The 12,763-nt window shown below is 40.2% G+C and carries 17 protein-coding genes; 9 read left to right on the top strand and 8 right to left on the bottom strand.

Features of this window, described 5'->3' with window-relative positions; genetic code table 11:
• Positions 1-115 precede the first annotated feature (115 nt).
• Both EZ444_RS09785 and EZ444_RS27185 read left to right on the top strand, forming a co-directional pair.
• Positions 116-577, top strand: coding sequence for a DUF6934 family protein (locus EZ444_RS09785; protein WP_131608548.1), 462 nt, complete (start codon positions 116-118; stop codon positions 575-577).
• Between the two features lie 13 nt (positions 578-590).
• The gene (locus EZ444_RS27185; RefSeq protein ID WP_165503575.1) at positions 591-749 is read left to right on the top strand and encodes a hypothetical protein; all 159 of its coding nucleotides are present in this window, start codon (positions 591-593) and stop codon (positions 747-749) included.
• Between the two features lie 21 nt (positions 750-770).
• On the opposite strand, the gene EZ444_RS09790 is transcribed toward EZ444_RS27185, so the two are convergent.
• Complete coding sequence (locus tag EZ444_RS09790) at positions 771-1,112, bottom strand: MmcQ/YjbR family DNA-binding protein (protein WP_131608549.1); 342 nt, start codon at positions 1,110-1,112, stop codon at positions 771-773.
• A gap of 117 nt (positions 1,113-1,229) precedes the next feature.
• Here EZ444_RS09790 and EZ444_RS09795 point away from each other — a divergent pair, with 117 nt between their 5' ends.
• Positions 1,230-1,904, top strand: a complete 675-nt coding sequence (locus EZ444_RS09795) for a competence protein CoiA family protein (protein WP_225874687.1) — start codon at positions 1,230-1,232, stop codon at positions 1,902-1,904.
• A gap of 35 nt (positions 1,905-1,939) precedes the next feature.
• Here EZ444_RS09795 and EZ444_RS09800 read toward each other — a convergent pair whose 3' ends face one another.
• Both EZ444_RS09800 and EZ444_RS09805 read right to left on the bottom strand, forming a co-directional pair.
• Positions 1,940-2,335, bottom strand: coding sequence for a DUF1801 domain-containing protein (locus tag EZ444_RS09800; protein WP_131608550.1), 396 nt, complete (start codon positions 2,333-2,335; stop codon positions 1,940-1,942).
• A 5-nt stretch (positions 2,336-2,340) separates the two neighbouring features.
• A complete protein-coding gene (locus EZ444_RS09805) occupies positions 2,341-3,078 on the bottom strand; it encodes a hypothetical protein (RefSeq protein ID WP_131608551.1) in 738 nt (245 codons plus the stop codon).
• 223 nt (positions 3,079-3,301) lie between these two features.
• Here EZ444_RS09805 and EZ444_RS09810 point away from each other — a divergent pair, with 223 nt between their 5' ends.
• The 3 genes from EZ444_RS09810 to EZ444_RS09820 all read left to right on the top strand — a co-directional run bounded on the left by EZ444_RS09810 (position 3,302) and on the right by EZ444_RS09820 (position 5,614).
• A complete protein-coding gene (locus EZ444_RS09810; protein ID WP_205945244.1) occupies positions 3,302-3,733 on the top strand; it encodes an organic hydroperoxide resistance protein in 432 nt (143 codons plus the stop codon).
• A 94-nt stretch (positions 3,734-3,827) separates the two neighbouring features.
• Positions 3,828-5,108: an epoxide hydrolase family protein gene (locus EZ444_RS09815; protein ID WP_131608552.1), complete on the top strand. Its 1,281-nt coding sequence runs from the start codon at positions 3,828-3,830 to the stop codon at positions 5,106-5,108.
• A gap of 95 nt (positions 5,109-5,203) precedes the next feature.
• Positions 5,204-5,614, top strand: coding sequence for a cupin domain-containing protein (locus tag EZ444_RS09820; protein WP_131608553.1), 411 nt, complete (start codon positions 5,204-5,206; stop codon positions 5,612-5,614).
• Here the strand turns inward: EZ444_RS09820 and EZ444_RS09825 are convergent.
• The 3 genes from EZ444_RS09825 to EZ444_RS09835 all read right to left on the bottom strand — a co-directional run bounded on the left by EZ444_RS09825 (position 5,598) and on the right by EZ444_RS09835 (position 9,505).
• Positions 5,598-7,862 (bottom strand): GAF domain-containing protein, encoded by a 2,265-nt coding sequence (locus EZ444_RS09825; protein WP_205945245.1) that lies wholly within the window; start codon positions 7,860-7,862, stop codon positions 5,598-5,600. The genes EZ444_RS09820 and EZ444_RS09825 overlap by 17 nt on opposite strands.
• A gap of 63 nt (positions 7,863-7,925) precedes the next feature.
• A complete protein-coding gene (locus EZ444_RS09830) occupies positions 7,926-8,708 on the bottom strand; it encodes a DUF1223 domain-containing protein (RefSeq protein WP_131608555.1) in 783 nt (260 codons plus the stop codon).
• A complete protein-coding gene (locus EZ444_RS09835) occupies positions 8,705-9,505 on the bottom strand; it encodes a DUF1223 domain-containing protein (RefSeq protein WP_131608556.1) in 801 nt (266 codons plus the stop codon). Before EZ444_RS09835 ends, EZ444_RS09830 begins: the two co-directional genes overlap by 4 nt.
• Positions 9,506-9,676: 171 nt before the next feature.
• Here EZ444_RS09835 and EZ444_RS09840 point away from each other — a divergent pair, with 171 nt between their 5' ends.
• Together EZ444_RS09840 and EZ444_RS09845 are read left to right on the top strand one after the other, a co-directional pair.
• Positions 9,677-10,252 (top strand): Crp/Fnr family transcriptional regulator, encoded by a 576-nt coding sequence (locus tag EZ444_RS09840; RefSeq protein WP_131608557.1) that lies wholly within the window; start codon positions 9,677-9,679, stop codon positions 10,250-10,252.
• Positions 10,253-10,318: 66 nt separating this feature from the next.
• Positions 10,319-10,759 carry a carboxymuconolactone decarboxylase family protein gene (locus EZ444_RS09845; protein ID WP_131608558.1) on the top strand — a complete coding sequence of 147 codons (441 nt, stop codon included), beginning with the start codon at positions 10,319-10,321 and terminating at the stop codon, positions 10,757-10,759.
• A 50-nt stretch (positions 10,760-10,809) separates the two neighbouring features.
• Here the strand turns inward: EZ444_RS09845 and EZ444_RS09850 are convergent, their stop codons facing one another.
• Together EZ444_RS09850 and EZ444_RS09855 are read right to left on the bottom strand one after the other, a co-directional pair.
• Entirely contained in the window at positions 10,810-11,355 is a 546-nt protein-coding gene (locus EZ444_RS09850; RefSeq protein ID WP_131608559.1) for a YbfB/YjiJ family MFS transporter, read from the bottom strand.
• Entirely contained in the window at positions 11,318-11,782 is a 465-nt protein-coding gene (locus EZ444_RS09855) for a YbfB/YjiJ family MFS transporter (protein ID WP_131608560.1), read from the bottom strand. Before EZ444_RS09855 ends, EZ444_RS09850 begins: the two co-directional genes overlap by 38 nt.
• Positions 11,783-11,860: 78 nt before the next feature.
• Here EZ444_RS09855 and EZ444_RS09860 point away from each other — a divergent pair, with 78 nt between their 5' ends.
• Positions 11,861-12,742 carry a LysR family transcriptional regulator gene (locus EZ444_RS09860; protein ID WP_131608561.1) on the top strand — a complete coding sequence of 294 codons (882 nt, stop codon included), beginning with the start codon at positions 11,861-11,863 and terminating at the stop codon, positions 12,740-12,742.
• Positions 12,743-12,763: the final 21 nt, after the last annotated feature.

The following is a 12,763-nucleotide window of genomic DNA, read 5'->3' on the forward strand; positions in this document are numbered from 1 at the left end:
TGAATCTCAACGTCTTCTTGAAATATCATGTAAAAAAATATTTTTTCTTTATTACAACTACTTAATATTTAATTATATTTACAAAATAAATATTTAGTTAAATAAATGCATATTTATGCAAGAAGATAGTTATACTTTTAAAAGACACTCTAAAGCGCATGAATATGAATTCTTTAGTGAAGGAGCAAAAGGTACAATTAGAAAAATGATTCAATTTCAATCTTTACCTGATCACAACAACATGTACAATCTAGCATTTGGTGATTGGGACGAAGAAAATGGAACCATAAATGATCATGTCAAAACCAACAATGGAGATAGGCAAAAAATTTTAACAACGGTAGCAAAAACAGTCTATGATTTTATGCAGGGTAACGGAAACATAAAAATTATTGCTAGAGGCAGTACTCCATCACGCACAAGATTATACCAGATGGGAATAGCGGCCTTTTGGTTGGACATACGGGAGCATTTTAATGTAGACGGCTATATTAGCAATGAATGGGAAAGTTTTAGACCAAATCGCAACTATGAAGCCTTTTTGTTGATGCATAAAGAATTAACTATATTTGAATAACTAAACGAGAAATATGAGCTCAATAGTAAAAAAGATACCTGGAAGTAAATACACTGCAGAAGAACGCTTCACATTAAGCGCACAATCTCCTTTTTTCTTAAAAAAGAAAAAGGATGCTGAAGCTTTTTTAAAAAAAGCTGGCTTGCCAGAAAGATTAAAAAAAACAAAATAAAAATCATTAAGAGTTTATACGTTATAAGCTCTGTAGCTTTTTAGGCAAACTTTTCAATACCAGGTCATAGGAATGATCAATCAATTCCCGGATCAGCGCCAGCGACAAGCCCCCATCCAGATAAACGGTATTCCAATGTTTCTTATTCATATGGAAGCCCGGGATAATCTCATGATGTTGCTCCCTTAACTCAATAGCCCGTTCCGGGTCACATTTAACATTAAAACGGTTGGCTTGTTCTAATCCAATCAGCAGAAAGATCTTATCTCCTACTTTAAATACCAGCGTTTGTTCTCCAAACGGCATTCCTTCAGTGGTCCCGGGTTTACTCAGGCAGTAATCACGCAAATCTTCAATATTCATAGCTAGTAGGTTATTATTATGGAATACAATCCAAAAATATGGGATTTTATCTAATTTTTTGAATACTAATTATTTTAGTATAAATTTGGAGCCTGTCGGTATTTTAGCAGGGTTCACATGAATTTAAACTTGGATATTTTTAGTATTGGAAGACCTGAGGAGTTAGAAATAACAGCTCCAATGGATACAAAACTACCCAGATATTATCCTGGTGAAACACCTTGGCATAAAAACTGGAAACTTGCCTTTCCTCCTACTTTCCGGGAGATCAGTTTCCCCGATAAATCATCCGGAGATCTTCACCGCGCAGATGTGCACACCCCTTGCGGCACCACGCTTGAATTTCAAAACTCACCAATCAGCATGGCTGAACTGAGAAGTCGGGAAGCTTTTTACCCGAAGCTGATCTGGATATTGAACGGTAAAAAGTTTAAAGGATTCAGGGTACTTAAAAGCTTGCCAGATGTAGATGATCCGAAACTTGATGGTTATGAGTTTTGCCATACTGATCATCTTGCCATGGTCCGCAGATCTGACCACCTACAATTAGGTAGCCATGCGAAAAGATTAAACTTTTATCATGCGGAATTAAAAACAATCAAACTCACTTCTCATTATTATTCTTTTTGCTGGAAACATCCCCACGCTGTCTGGTACCAGGCGAAATGCCCAATCATTGTCGACCTTGGTGGACATTTCTTATACCAACTAAAACAGCGGCCACAACTTTCAGGAGATTATGCTTATCTACATATGATTCCTCGGAAGTCCTTTGTTGAAAGGTTTCTTTAAATTGTTCAAGTAAACACCAGATTATAGAAGAGAACTTATGGAGTCAACCGTAATAAAACGCCTTTTCTTTTGACGATGTTCTTATAGTCCCATTGTATTTTCTTCGACTTTTCAATCCAGCGCCCTACATCATCCAGGTTAATCTGTTCAACGGAAGTATAGGTAATAGAAGCATCCTTAAATTTACCAGTGTTTACCTTTAACTCCACTTCATCAAAATCAGCGCCGCTCCAAAACATCAAACGGATACCCGCTTTAAGCTTACTATAGCCAACAATTGGGTTTCCATCTATAAACCAAACAGGGTGCGCATGCCATATTTTACTTTCTTCTTCAGTTAGCTTGCTGTTGATTTCGGCTGACAATACATCACAGATTTCCTTATCTGTAGCTGATTGCGAATCATTATAAGTCTGTATGTCTTTATTCATAATATTTACTTAGTCAATTTGACCACCGGCTTGCCATTAACGCATTCTACCTTTTCCACTTTTATGGTTACAGGAACGTAATCGGCGGGACCTTGCGCTTGAATAATCCGGTGCTTCAACCCGTTATAAAGTGAAACCTTTTTCTTAAGTATAGTATAGTCTTGTGTCCTCAAATAAGGGATATATTCCAATTCCATAATTTTATCTTTTAATAAGGCGGTAGGCATCCATGCAGATTCGTTAGTGCAGGTCTGTGCATTTACTATAGTCATAATCTCCTCATAAGTCTTTATCGCAAGCGGTTTAGCTTCTTCGATACTGATGTTTGCAGAAGTTATAAGTTGCACTTTATCACCATTACATTCTAGTCGGATGGGCTGCTCAGTTATCCAAATATACTCATAACATGGGTCAATTATGATACCCATTTTCACCATGGCATCCGCTTGTTTACCTAATAAATAGAAATACTCCTTTCTTAGGCTTTCAAACTTGGCTACATCTGATGATTTGACCGAATAGTATGAAGTAGAACAGCCTGTTGAAATTTCTTGGATAGAGACATTGTCCTTCTGGCTGCAAGGAATGTCAGATGCCAATGTCTTAATTTCCGTTAGTTTGGCCTCAGCCATATTTCCCCATTGGGTAACTGTAGTTTCGTCTTTTTTACAGCCAAGAAACAATAACATTACAGCCAGTACAATAGTCAATGATTTGAGCGTTGGGTTCAGATAGTTTGTCATAAAAGGAGTTGTTGGTTTTAGTGTAAAACGTAACAAAACTAACAAACGCTACACTAGAGTGCTGAAATTCTTCACAGCTTCGATTGTCTATTCGACGGATTACTTTGCCCATTCCAGCTAATTATCGATTATAAATCCAGAGATACCGCCCTACTTTTGACTAAGAAATCAAAACGATTTCAGCTTAATAATAGAAAAGTTAAACAAATTAAAACTACAAAAAATGGAAAGTACAAACATCGCTCAACCGAAAAAAGTAATCTACACAGGAAAAACACTAACTACCGGCGGCCGTGAGGGAGCCTCAAAAAGTTCTGATGGTCGTCTGGATATTAAACTTACCTCTCCAGGCTCAACCGGAGAAGGTACCAATCCCGAACAATTATTCGCTGCTGGCTGGTCGGCATGTTTCATTGGCGCTATGGGTATTGCTGCCGCTGGCATGAAACTAAGACTGCCTGCCGACACAAGCGTCAATACAGAAGTTGACTTATTAGCTTCAGATGGACAATACTCTTTACAAGCCCGTCTCCATGTAAGCCTTCCGGGAATTGACCCTGAAACTGCAAAAGCGATCACAGACCTTGCCCATCAAACCTGTCCATATTCCAAAGCTACAAGGGGAAATATAGATGTGGAGATCGTGATCCTTTAGGTTTAAAAAACCTAAGGTAACATAAATTGTTTGGTCATAAAATAAATCAACGTCTACTTGAACAAGCAGTTACAGCAGTTAAAAAAATAACAAAATGAAAACAATAAACAATTTAGCCCGATTGATATTCACAGGAATATTAATGATGCAATTCACATTTGCTGTTGCACAGGGCGAAGCAAAAAAAGATGAGCAAATCCGGCCCTTTAAAGTAAGTATTCCGGACGCAGATATTAAAGACCTTCGTCAGCGCGTTATGGCGACAAAATGGGCCGACAAAGAAACAGTAACCGATCAATCGCAAGGTGCGAAGCTTGCCCAAATGAAGGAATTGATCAAATATTGGGGAACAAATTACAATTGGAAAAAGGCGGAAGCCAAACTGAATGCCTACCCACAATTCATGACTAAGATTGATGGTGTTGATATTCACTTTATCCATGTTAAATCAAAACATAAAAATGCTATGCCCCTAATCCTAAGCCATGGTTGGCCAGGATCAGTATTTGAATTTATGGGAGTTATTGAACCCCTGACCAATCCGACCGCCTATGGCGGAAAAGCCGAAGATGCTTTTGATGTGATCATCCCCTCATTACCCGGTTTCGGCTTCTCAGGCAAGCCAACTGAAGCAGGCTGGAATATCGACAGGATTGCAAAAGCATGGGTTGTACTCATGGACCGTATCGGATACAAACAGTATGTTGCCCAGGGTGGTGATTGGGGCGCAGGAGTTGTTCATTCAATGGCTTTATTAGCACCTCAAGGATTACTAGGTATACACAGTAATTTGCCCGCCACATTACCGAATGAAGCAGGAAAGGCTTTGGGTGGAAATACTGTCCCTGCAGGTTTTTCTGCAAAGGAAACTGCTGCTTTTAACCAACTGAACAAAGCAATCAAAGGTGGTGGATTTATCTATAAAACGACGATGGAAACACGCCCACAAGGCGTAAGTTATGCGCTGACAGATTCGCCAACAGGGCTAGCGGCATGGTTTTTCTTACACCCTGGTTTCGACAACTGGTCTTATGGCAATGATCCGAAACAATTACCAACAAAAGATCAAGTACTTGACGACATTTCGCTCTACTGGCTTACGGGTTCAGCAGCTTCGGCTTCAAGGATTTATTGGGAAAGCCGAAACATAAGCCTCATTAGTGCAGGCTCAATGAAATCTGATCAGATCACCATTCCCGTAGCAGTCACAACATTCCCGGATGATGTTTATGCCTCGCCCGAAACCTGGGCACGTAAGGCATACAAAAACCTGATCTATTTCAATGAAGTAGATAGAGGTGGCCATTTCGCCGCATGGGAACAACCACAGCTTTTTGCTCAAGAATTGAGGGCAGCTTTTAAATCGCTGAAGTAACTCTAGAAATGAGGAATGTATATGCTCTGCCCTTCTCCAAGGACAGAGTTTATTTACGCTACTAAACAAATTATTTATCGTTAAAAATTAAAGAAATGAAAACTTATAAAAACTTAATACTGAGCGCAATTACTATTTTTAGTCTTGCCCTATTATTTACGCCAGATATGGCTAAAGCCCAACAGTCTGGAATAAAACGCACGGAGCTACAGCGACATGATCTCAGCATCCCTGGACGAGAAGCCATTCAGGTCCGCATAGATTTTGAAAAAGGTGCATCATTCGGAAAACACTCCCATCCGGGCGAAGAGATTATCTATGTTCTGGAAGGGATATTCGAATATGAGGTTGAAGGTCAGTCACCGGTAAGCCTAAAAGCCGGAGATGTGCTCTTTATCCCGGCAGGTAAAATCCATGCAGCGAAGAACATTGGCAATAGTAAAGCGGTTGAGCTGGCTACTTACATCGTAGAAAAAGGGAAACCGGTGCTCAAAATGCAAAAATAACCCCAACTCGTAGTGCCTTTAAACCAGTAATATCCTGTAGGTCTTCGACCTCAAAACTTTCCACTTCTGAAGAGAGCTTCCCTTCTTGCTGCAAAATTCCAATGTATTTCAGGTATTCCCTTTGTTCTCCTTCAGAAGTGTACACAATGGTGATCGTTCCAGGCTTTGAAATCCTTTCTGTAGTATGTCTAATGTGTGCTTTATCAATTCGTTTTTTAACCATCTCAAAGCGGGCATTATAAGTGCCGTCCACATCAAAACGTTTTTCATCCAACCTGAAACGAATTGCTATTGCTGAGCTATAAACCAAAATCAAAGAACTAACCTCCAATGGATAAGGCAGTGTTGACAAGTTTGAGTGATGAATATACTCCATCTTGCACATGGTCCTTAACTGCCAGATTCTCAAATCAGACAACATAGAAGGATCAAATTTTAGTTTAGGTGAAATGGATTGTCCGACATATAGATTGTGTTCAATACCGTCCGACTTAAATCTTTCAAAATAGTGCGGAAAAATACGCTGGGCCTTTACCTGCTCTTCGTCAAGAACATCAGCCAGGTACCCGTTTATCTGGCTGATCGTCTGATCAAACTTCCGCCTGTAAGTATGGAACGTACCCTTTTGTTTATCTAAGGCTTCTGTATATTCTTCTATTGCCGCCTCATTATCATCAGCACGATTAGCCATAAGCCAAGGTTGAATGGTGCCTCCTAAATACTCAATAACCTGTTGTTCCGTATCGGCCCGAAAAAAGGATTTTACGACAACTAACAGCTCATTGAGTTCCTTATAAAAACGGGCATAATGTGCTGTACTGTGATCCTCTTTAATACTTTGGATGAGGGAAAGCGCCGAACTGAGTTGAAGTTCAAGGTCCTTTTCTACACTTAGATTCCTGGACTTTGATGATCCCTTTACGTCGACCTGTCCATATAAAGGAATCACATTTTCGAAAGTGATTTCCTGTTCGATGGTCTGTCCTTCCCCGGGTATTTCATTGAATCCTGCCTTTATCGCCTGCCGGAATTTCCAGCTAACACTTGGATGCAACGATGTATATTTCTGTTGGATCATCGCCTGGATGTTGCTTTCCATTTCAATGGCTATCTTTTCCAGTTTATCGCTCAGGTAAGGCATCACCACTTCAAGTTTGTGAGCAGTAATGCTATTGAGTAATTTGATATGTGGCGATGCGACTTCTAAAACCCCGAGAATAATGCCATTTTTAATTACCGGTGCCAAAATTAAACTACCAGATTTATGATCCAGCAAGGGCCCTGCAAGTGAATGACCAGGATGCTTTGAAACAAATTCCCCGACATCAGAAATTGCCAGGTACTGTCTATCAGAAATCAATTGCCAATACTGCTCCAGCACCAGGAAATCTTCCGCTGAATTAGTCCTGGTAGGCAAAACAATAGAATGTTTGCGTTGGACCAGCGTCATTTCGCTGAACCTATTTCCTTCATGACAAAACATCACATAGCCGACATTAAGATCGCGGAGACGAAATATGGAGCTAAAAATTGAATTCAGGCTTTGCTGAAACGCTTTAGATTCAAGATCTATAAGCTTCCCCTTGAAAATAGAAACCGCATTTTCTATCGTCGCATCAAAAAGCGTAATGATGGTAAACCCCTTTAATACATAACTATCCAATGGAAATTTAGCCTGCCACAAGCTCAAATCATCATAATTATCGATTAACTGATTCACATCAGCACTAGTTAGCGGAACCGCTTTATCTGTAGGGATAATATCTAAAAAATCAGCATTATACAAAATGCGGTAATGCTTAATAATACCTTCAGACGTAGGGATGTCATAAAACAATGGCTTTCCAAAATCAAGTCGGGTACCATAAAATTTATTCAGGATGATACAGCAGCTCATAATATACAGTTGCTGATCATCAAAATCTCTGATGCTAAATTCAAATTCCTGGCCGGCTTCCTTAAGGATAGATTTAAAGCGCTCCGTCAGGTTAAAAACCAGACTATTGTAGGGTAAACCTACTGCTTTGATCTCGTTATGTGTAAGCCCAACGGGAAAATAGTCGGCTAAAAGTTCAGTGATTAACGGAGCTTGATTTTCGAATATAGCGGTATCAAAAATACCCTCCCTGAGCTCAGGAAAGGCTAAAACACGCTCCAGAAGTTGTTTTTTAGACATAGCATCCCATTCATTTTCTGTTTCTGCCAGCTGCTCAAGTTTTTGAATCAGGGGCTCAAACGAAAATTGCATTTGAAAGGGGGTTTGAAAGTCGGTACTAATCAGTGTCATAGCTTATTTGCATAAGCTAAGTTACTATTTATCACTGGCAATTACTTTAGCCGCTCCTAAGATTTTACCATTACTTTTGTCTTGTATAAGCCCCAGTACCTCCCACTGCTGACCATCTAGATCTTTAGGCAGTTTAATCGAAGTATTCCCGATTCCTGTTGCGTTTAGATTTACGATCTGTATACTTCTAACAATCTGTACATGAGATAGCCCACGCCCCGCATTTTCACCACGGACAACATTGCTATGCCCCGATTTCTGCACAATAGCAATCAGTAAACTAGTGTTTTTTATGGTCCCTTCCGCATGATAGGTCACCTTAACACCGGTATCGTCTTTCTGATGCTCCAGCCTGAGTATGGCACTGGGTTTAACCACCAATTGGGCAAGAATTGACTTGCGGATCCGCGACTCGTCCGTTCCTACAAATTCTTCCTGGCCATTAACCACTACCTGGGGTGTATAAATCGTTGATAAGTTGAACCATCGTCCATATTCCCCTTGCCTATCCGAATAAGCTGAGCTGCTAAAGGTATCCTTCCAACCCAGTCTATCCCAGTAATCAACATGGTAAGCCAATAAATAAATCGGTTGATCACCAATCTCTTTTTGTAGCCTTTCCAATACTTCATCCGCAGGTGGGCAACTAGAACAGCCTTCTGATGTAAATAATTCTACCACAGCAAATCCTGCTCCCTTCGCCCCCGAAATAGCTCTTTTAGGCAGAAAAGTATTTAAATCAACAAATCCAAAAAGGAATAATCCAACGGCTATATAGAAAACGGATAACCCTATTACCCTGATCATCTCGCAGTCCTGGGGATTCCTTTCGAAAGGCGGACTGCCGAGGCAGCCCCCAAGATTTCTCCAGTGTTGATATTCTGTACCAATCCTAATATTTCAAAATTCTGAGTATCAAAATCTTGAGGTAAAGCCACCCTAACCGTCCCCATTCCTTTCGAATTTAAGGATTGTATTTGGAGCTTTCGTACAATTTGGACATGCGCAAGTGAGCGACCAGCATTTTCGCCACGTGTTACCTTACTATGCGCAGTTTTTTGAACCACAGCAATCACCAGAGCACTACCTTTTGGCGCAGCTACAACCTGGTATTGTACATTGAGGTGGTTGTTTTCCTGTTTTGCCTGAATACTAAGTTCAACGCTTGAATGCGTATTTAACTGTTTCGCAATGGCATGGCGAGCCGTTGACTCTTCTGATCCTATAAACTCAGCTTTGCCGTTTACAATAACCTGTGGCGTGTAGATTTGCGGTTTATTCAGCCATTCTCCGTATTGTCGCTGTCTTTCTGAATAAGCGGCATTACTAAAGGTATCTTTCCAACCTTGCCTGTCCCAGTAATCAACATGGTAGGCCAATAAATAAATGGCTTTTCCAGCTGCTTCCTGTTGTAACCTGGCCATCAGGTCGTCGGCTGGCGGACAGCTTGAGCACCCCTCAGAGGTAAACAATTCCAATACGGCGAAACCTTTTCCCTCGCCCTTAGCAACATCGCGTTTAACATTTGTTGGAGACTGACCATATGCGGTTATACCAGCCATAAAAAGACCGGATATCACGCCTAGAATTTTGAAAGTTTTCATAACATTTATGCTTATTTGTTTACCAAAGCTATTTCAAAAGCAGTTCAATATTAAGCCCAAAACAGTTGATTCAGGCATAATACTATGGGAAGCAGGAATATCAGACCTTGAATTAGACAGGAACAAAAGATTTTTTCTATAACTTCGTTTCCAGCGAAGGAAGAAATAATTATGTCAGAAATATTTAAAAATCATTTAAAAAAATTTATTGAAGTAAACGATGAAGAGTTCGCCGGTATTTTAGCTTTTTTCCAGGTTAAAACTGTCAAGAAGAAAGAGAATTTACTTATTGAAGGGCAAATTTGTAAATCGCATTATTTCGTCCTTAAAGGCTGCTTGCGAAATTTTTTTATAAATGAAAAAGGCATTGAGCAAACTACTGACTTTGCGATTGAAAATTGGTGGATTACCGACAACTTTGCTTATGAACGAGGCTTGCCGACCGAATTTTATATTCAGGCAGTAGAAAATTCAGAGATTTTAATCATTAACCGTCAGTCTCAGGAAAAATTATTGATAGAATTCCCAAAGATGGAACGCTATTTCCGATTTATCTACCAACGGGCTTATGCGGCATCACAGATACGCATTAAATATCTGTATGACTTTACTAAGGAGGAAATCTATCATCACCTGTGTAAAAGTCAACCTGAATTTGTACAACGGATACCACAATATTTAATCGCTTCTTTTTTGGGATTTACCCCAGAATATTTAAGCGAAATCAGAAATAAAAACCGTTCTTAAACTGGTTTAAGATTTTTTGATTTTCTATTTCCCAATTTTGTCTTGTTAATTTAAAACAATATAAAAATGGAAAAGAGAATAGACATCAATGAAATTCAGCCTCAGGCATATAAAGCTATGTATGCTTTGGAAGGTTATCTTGCAACAACCGAATTGTCCAAAACTCATAAAGAACTCATAAAAATTCGTGCTTCTCAAATTAATGGTTGTGCATTTTGTATTGATATGCACACCAAAGACGCGCTGAAACACGGAGAAACCACACAACGTATTTTTCTACTTAATGCCTGGCGCGAGGCCGATTTATTTACTGAAGAAGAAAAAGTGATTTTGGCCATGACTGAAGAAATCACATTAATTCATAACCATGGCTTATCTGCTGAAACCTACAAAAAAGCAACCGAGTTTTTTAATGAAAATAACATCGCTCAAATTATTATGGCAATCGTAACCATCAATGCATGGAATAGAATTGCAATAAGCACAGAGATGAAACCCGCAAAATAATTCGACAGCCTTTATTTACCCTACTTTTTAAGATAATGGATACGATATGCTCATTTTTGTCTGGAAGCCAAATAATCTAAAACACTTCCAATAAGCAGCGTAACAGCACCGATCTCAAAAAGTAGTAAATAGGAATGAGTAGTAGAAAAGATAAACGTGAGCAGGTATGCGGTTCCGGCGTGCGTTAGCGAAAAATATATGGTCATTATGCTCCAAACCTGTTTCTGCTGATCATGCCCCACCAGCTCACTGGTTCGTCCAGAAGCAAGTGATGTGATACCGAGTGCAAGACTGCCAACAAAAATACTGGATAGGGTTAGGCTCCAGGTTGCGGTAGAAATTAATGGCAGCACCACCCCCACTGCTTTGACCAGCAAACTGATCCGTATGCTTTTGGCAAAACCGATCCGGTCGGCAATAAAGCCTGTTATCACGGGCCCCAATGCCGCTGAAGCCCCTAATATGATCCAGAACTGTGTACCGGCGGTTATTCCCCGTCCTAAACCGCGGCTGATAAAATCAACCCAGAATACGGTGTGTGGAACAAAGCCTACCGCATTACAGGCATATGATATAACCAGAAAAGATGAGGCCACCTACCAGTCCCTTTTTATCCGCGGCAGTATACTTAAAAATCGTTGGCGCGGTTATCACCATGATCACCCCACCAGCAAGCCCCGCCAGCAACCTGATCAGAAAATAAAGCCCAAAATCCAAGGGAAAGGCGCACAATACGAAAGATAGGATTACAGAGAAAAGCATTATCCTTATCAGCGTTATCGATGGAACGATACGATTTAGCCTGGTCCCCATAAGTGAGCCTAAAATATAACCGGTCAGATTTGCTGCACCTATGTAATCGGCCTGTTCCACAGAGAACCATTTGGCCTCAACCAATCCTGGAATTAAAGGCGGGTAGCCGAACCTGCCAAGTCCAATAGCAATGAGTAAGGTTGCAAAGCCGGTAAATCCAGTTTGATAATCTGTAATTTTGTTGCTAAAGCTAGTCGTAATCGTATTCATAACACAAAAATACGCACACAAAATAACCTGTAAAAACGATTAAAAATGATAACTTTGTATCATTAAAAATGATTAACAATGAACATCAACGATCTGATCATCTTCCAATCGGTTGCCGAACACAGCAGCTTTACCAAAGCAGCGGCAGCGAGTAACACCGTGCAATCTAATGTAACTGCAAGGATCAAGTTTCTTGAAAGCGAGTTCAATACCACTCTTTTTGAGCGGACGCCAAAAAAGATAAATCTCACCGAATCGGGAATTGAGCTTTTAAAAACGACAAAAGAGATACTGCTTTTGATCGAAAAGGCGAAAAAATCGATCTCTAATGTTGACCAGGAACTGAAGGGCCTCATCAAAATAGGCTGTATTCATACCACAGCCGCATTGAGACTTCCGGGAATACTGGCGGGTTTCAACGAAAAGTTTCCGGAGGTAGATTTTAAGCTGAAAACCGGAACAACAGCCATGCTGGTGACCGATGTGCTAGCGCACAAGCTGGATGGCGCTTTTGTTGCTGGCCAGGTAGATGACCTGAACCTGAGCGTAACACCAATCGTGACAGAGCAGCTGGGCGTTGTAACTTCCTCATTAATTGACTCGATAGAAAGCCTTTTTGAAGGTAAAAAGCCCATTAAGATAATTGTTTTTAGTGATGGCTGCTCTTACCGCAGGCAATTTGAATCCTATCTAAAGGCCTATACGAATAAAAAACTAACGGTCATTGAACATGACACGCTGGAGGGAATATTGAATGCGACTGAAGCTGGAGCCGGAATAACCCTCCTGCCACAGGAGCTAATTCATAAGCATTACCGTTATAAGGACCTGCGGGTATTTCCCCTACCAAAAGGAATGTCGGAAGTGACTACCTATTTTATCAAAAGAAACGATATTATGGTTAGCGAAGCATACCAAACCTTCTTTGAAATGATGGTAGGGGGATATAAATTTTATTAGCTTTGTTTAATAAACAAGGAA

The organism is Pedobacter hiemivivus (genome assembly GCF_004331685.1).
GTDB classification, from domain to species: domain Bacteria; phylum Bacteroidota; class Bacteroidia; order Sphingobacteriales; family Sphingobacteriaceae; genus Pedobacter; species Pedobacter hiemivivus.

Coding starts and splice junctions, on each gene's coding strand:
- EZ444_RS09785 (WP_131608548.1), top strand. CDS start 116: ATGCAAGAAGATAGTTATACTTTTAAAAGACACTCTAAAGCGCATGAA.
- EZ444_RS27185 (WP_165503575.1), top strand. CDS start 591: ATGAGCTCAATAGTAAAAAAGATACCTGGAAGTAAATACACTGCAGAA.
- EZ444_RS09790 (WP_131608549.1), bottom strand. CDS start 1,112: ATGAATATTGAAGATTTGCGTGATTACTGCCTGAGTAAACCCGGGACC.
- EZ444_RS09795 (WP_225874687.1), top strand. CDS start 1,230: ATGAATTTAAACTTGGATATTTTTAGTATTGGAAGACCTGAGGAGTTA.
- EZ444_RS09800 (WP_131608550.1), bottom strand. CDS start 2,335: ATGAATAAAGACATACAGACTTATAATGATTCGCAATCAGCTACAGAT.
- EZ444_RS09805 (WP_131608551.1), bottom strand. CDS start 3,078: ATGACAAACTATCTGAACCCAACGCTCAAATCATTGACTATTGTACTG.
- EZ444_RS09810 (WP_205945244.1), top strand. CDS start 3,302: ATGGAAAGTACAAACATCGCTCAACCGAAAAAAGTAATCTACACAGGA.
- EZ444_RS09815 (WP_131608552.1), top strand. CDS start 3,828: ATGAAAACAATAAACAATTTAGCCCGATTGATATTCACAGGAATATTA.
- EZ444_RS09820 (WP_131608553.1), top strand. CDS start 5,204: ATGAAAACTTATAAAAACTTAATACTGAGCGCAATTACTATTTTTAGT.
- EZ444_RS09825 (WP_205945245.1), bottom strand. CDS start 7,862: ATGCAATTTTCGTTTGAGCCCCTGATTCAAAAACTTGAGCAGCTGGCA.
- EZ444_RS09830 (WP_131608555.1), bottom strand. CDS start 8,708: ATGATCAGGGTAATAGGGTTATCCGTTTTCTATATAGCCGTTGGATTA.
- EZ444_RS09835 (WP_131608556.1), bottom strand. CDS start 9,505: ATGAAAACTTTCAAAATTCTAGGCGTGATATCCGGTCTTTTTATGGCT.
- EZ444_RS09840 (WP_131608557.1), top strand. CDS start 9,677: ATGTCAGAAATATTTAAAAATCATTTAAAAAAATTTATTGAAGTAAAC.
- EZ444_RS09845 (WP_131608558.1), top strand. CDS start 10,319: ATGGAAAAGAGAATAGACATCAATGAAATTCAGCCTCAGGCATATAAA.
- EZ444_RS09855 (WP_131608560.1), bottom strand. CDS start 11,782: ATGAATACGATTACGACTAGCTTTAGCAACAAAATTACAGATTATCAA.
- EZ444_RS09860 (WP_131608561.1), top strand. CDS start 11,861: ATGAACATCAACGATCTGATCATCTTCCAATCGGTTGCCGAACACAGC.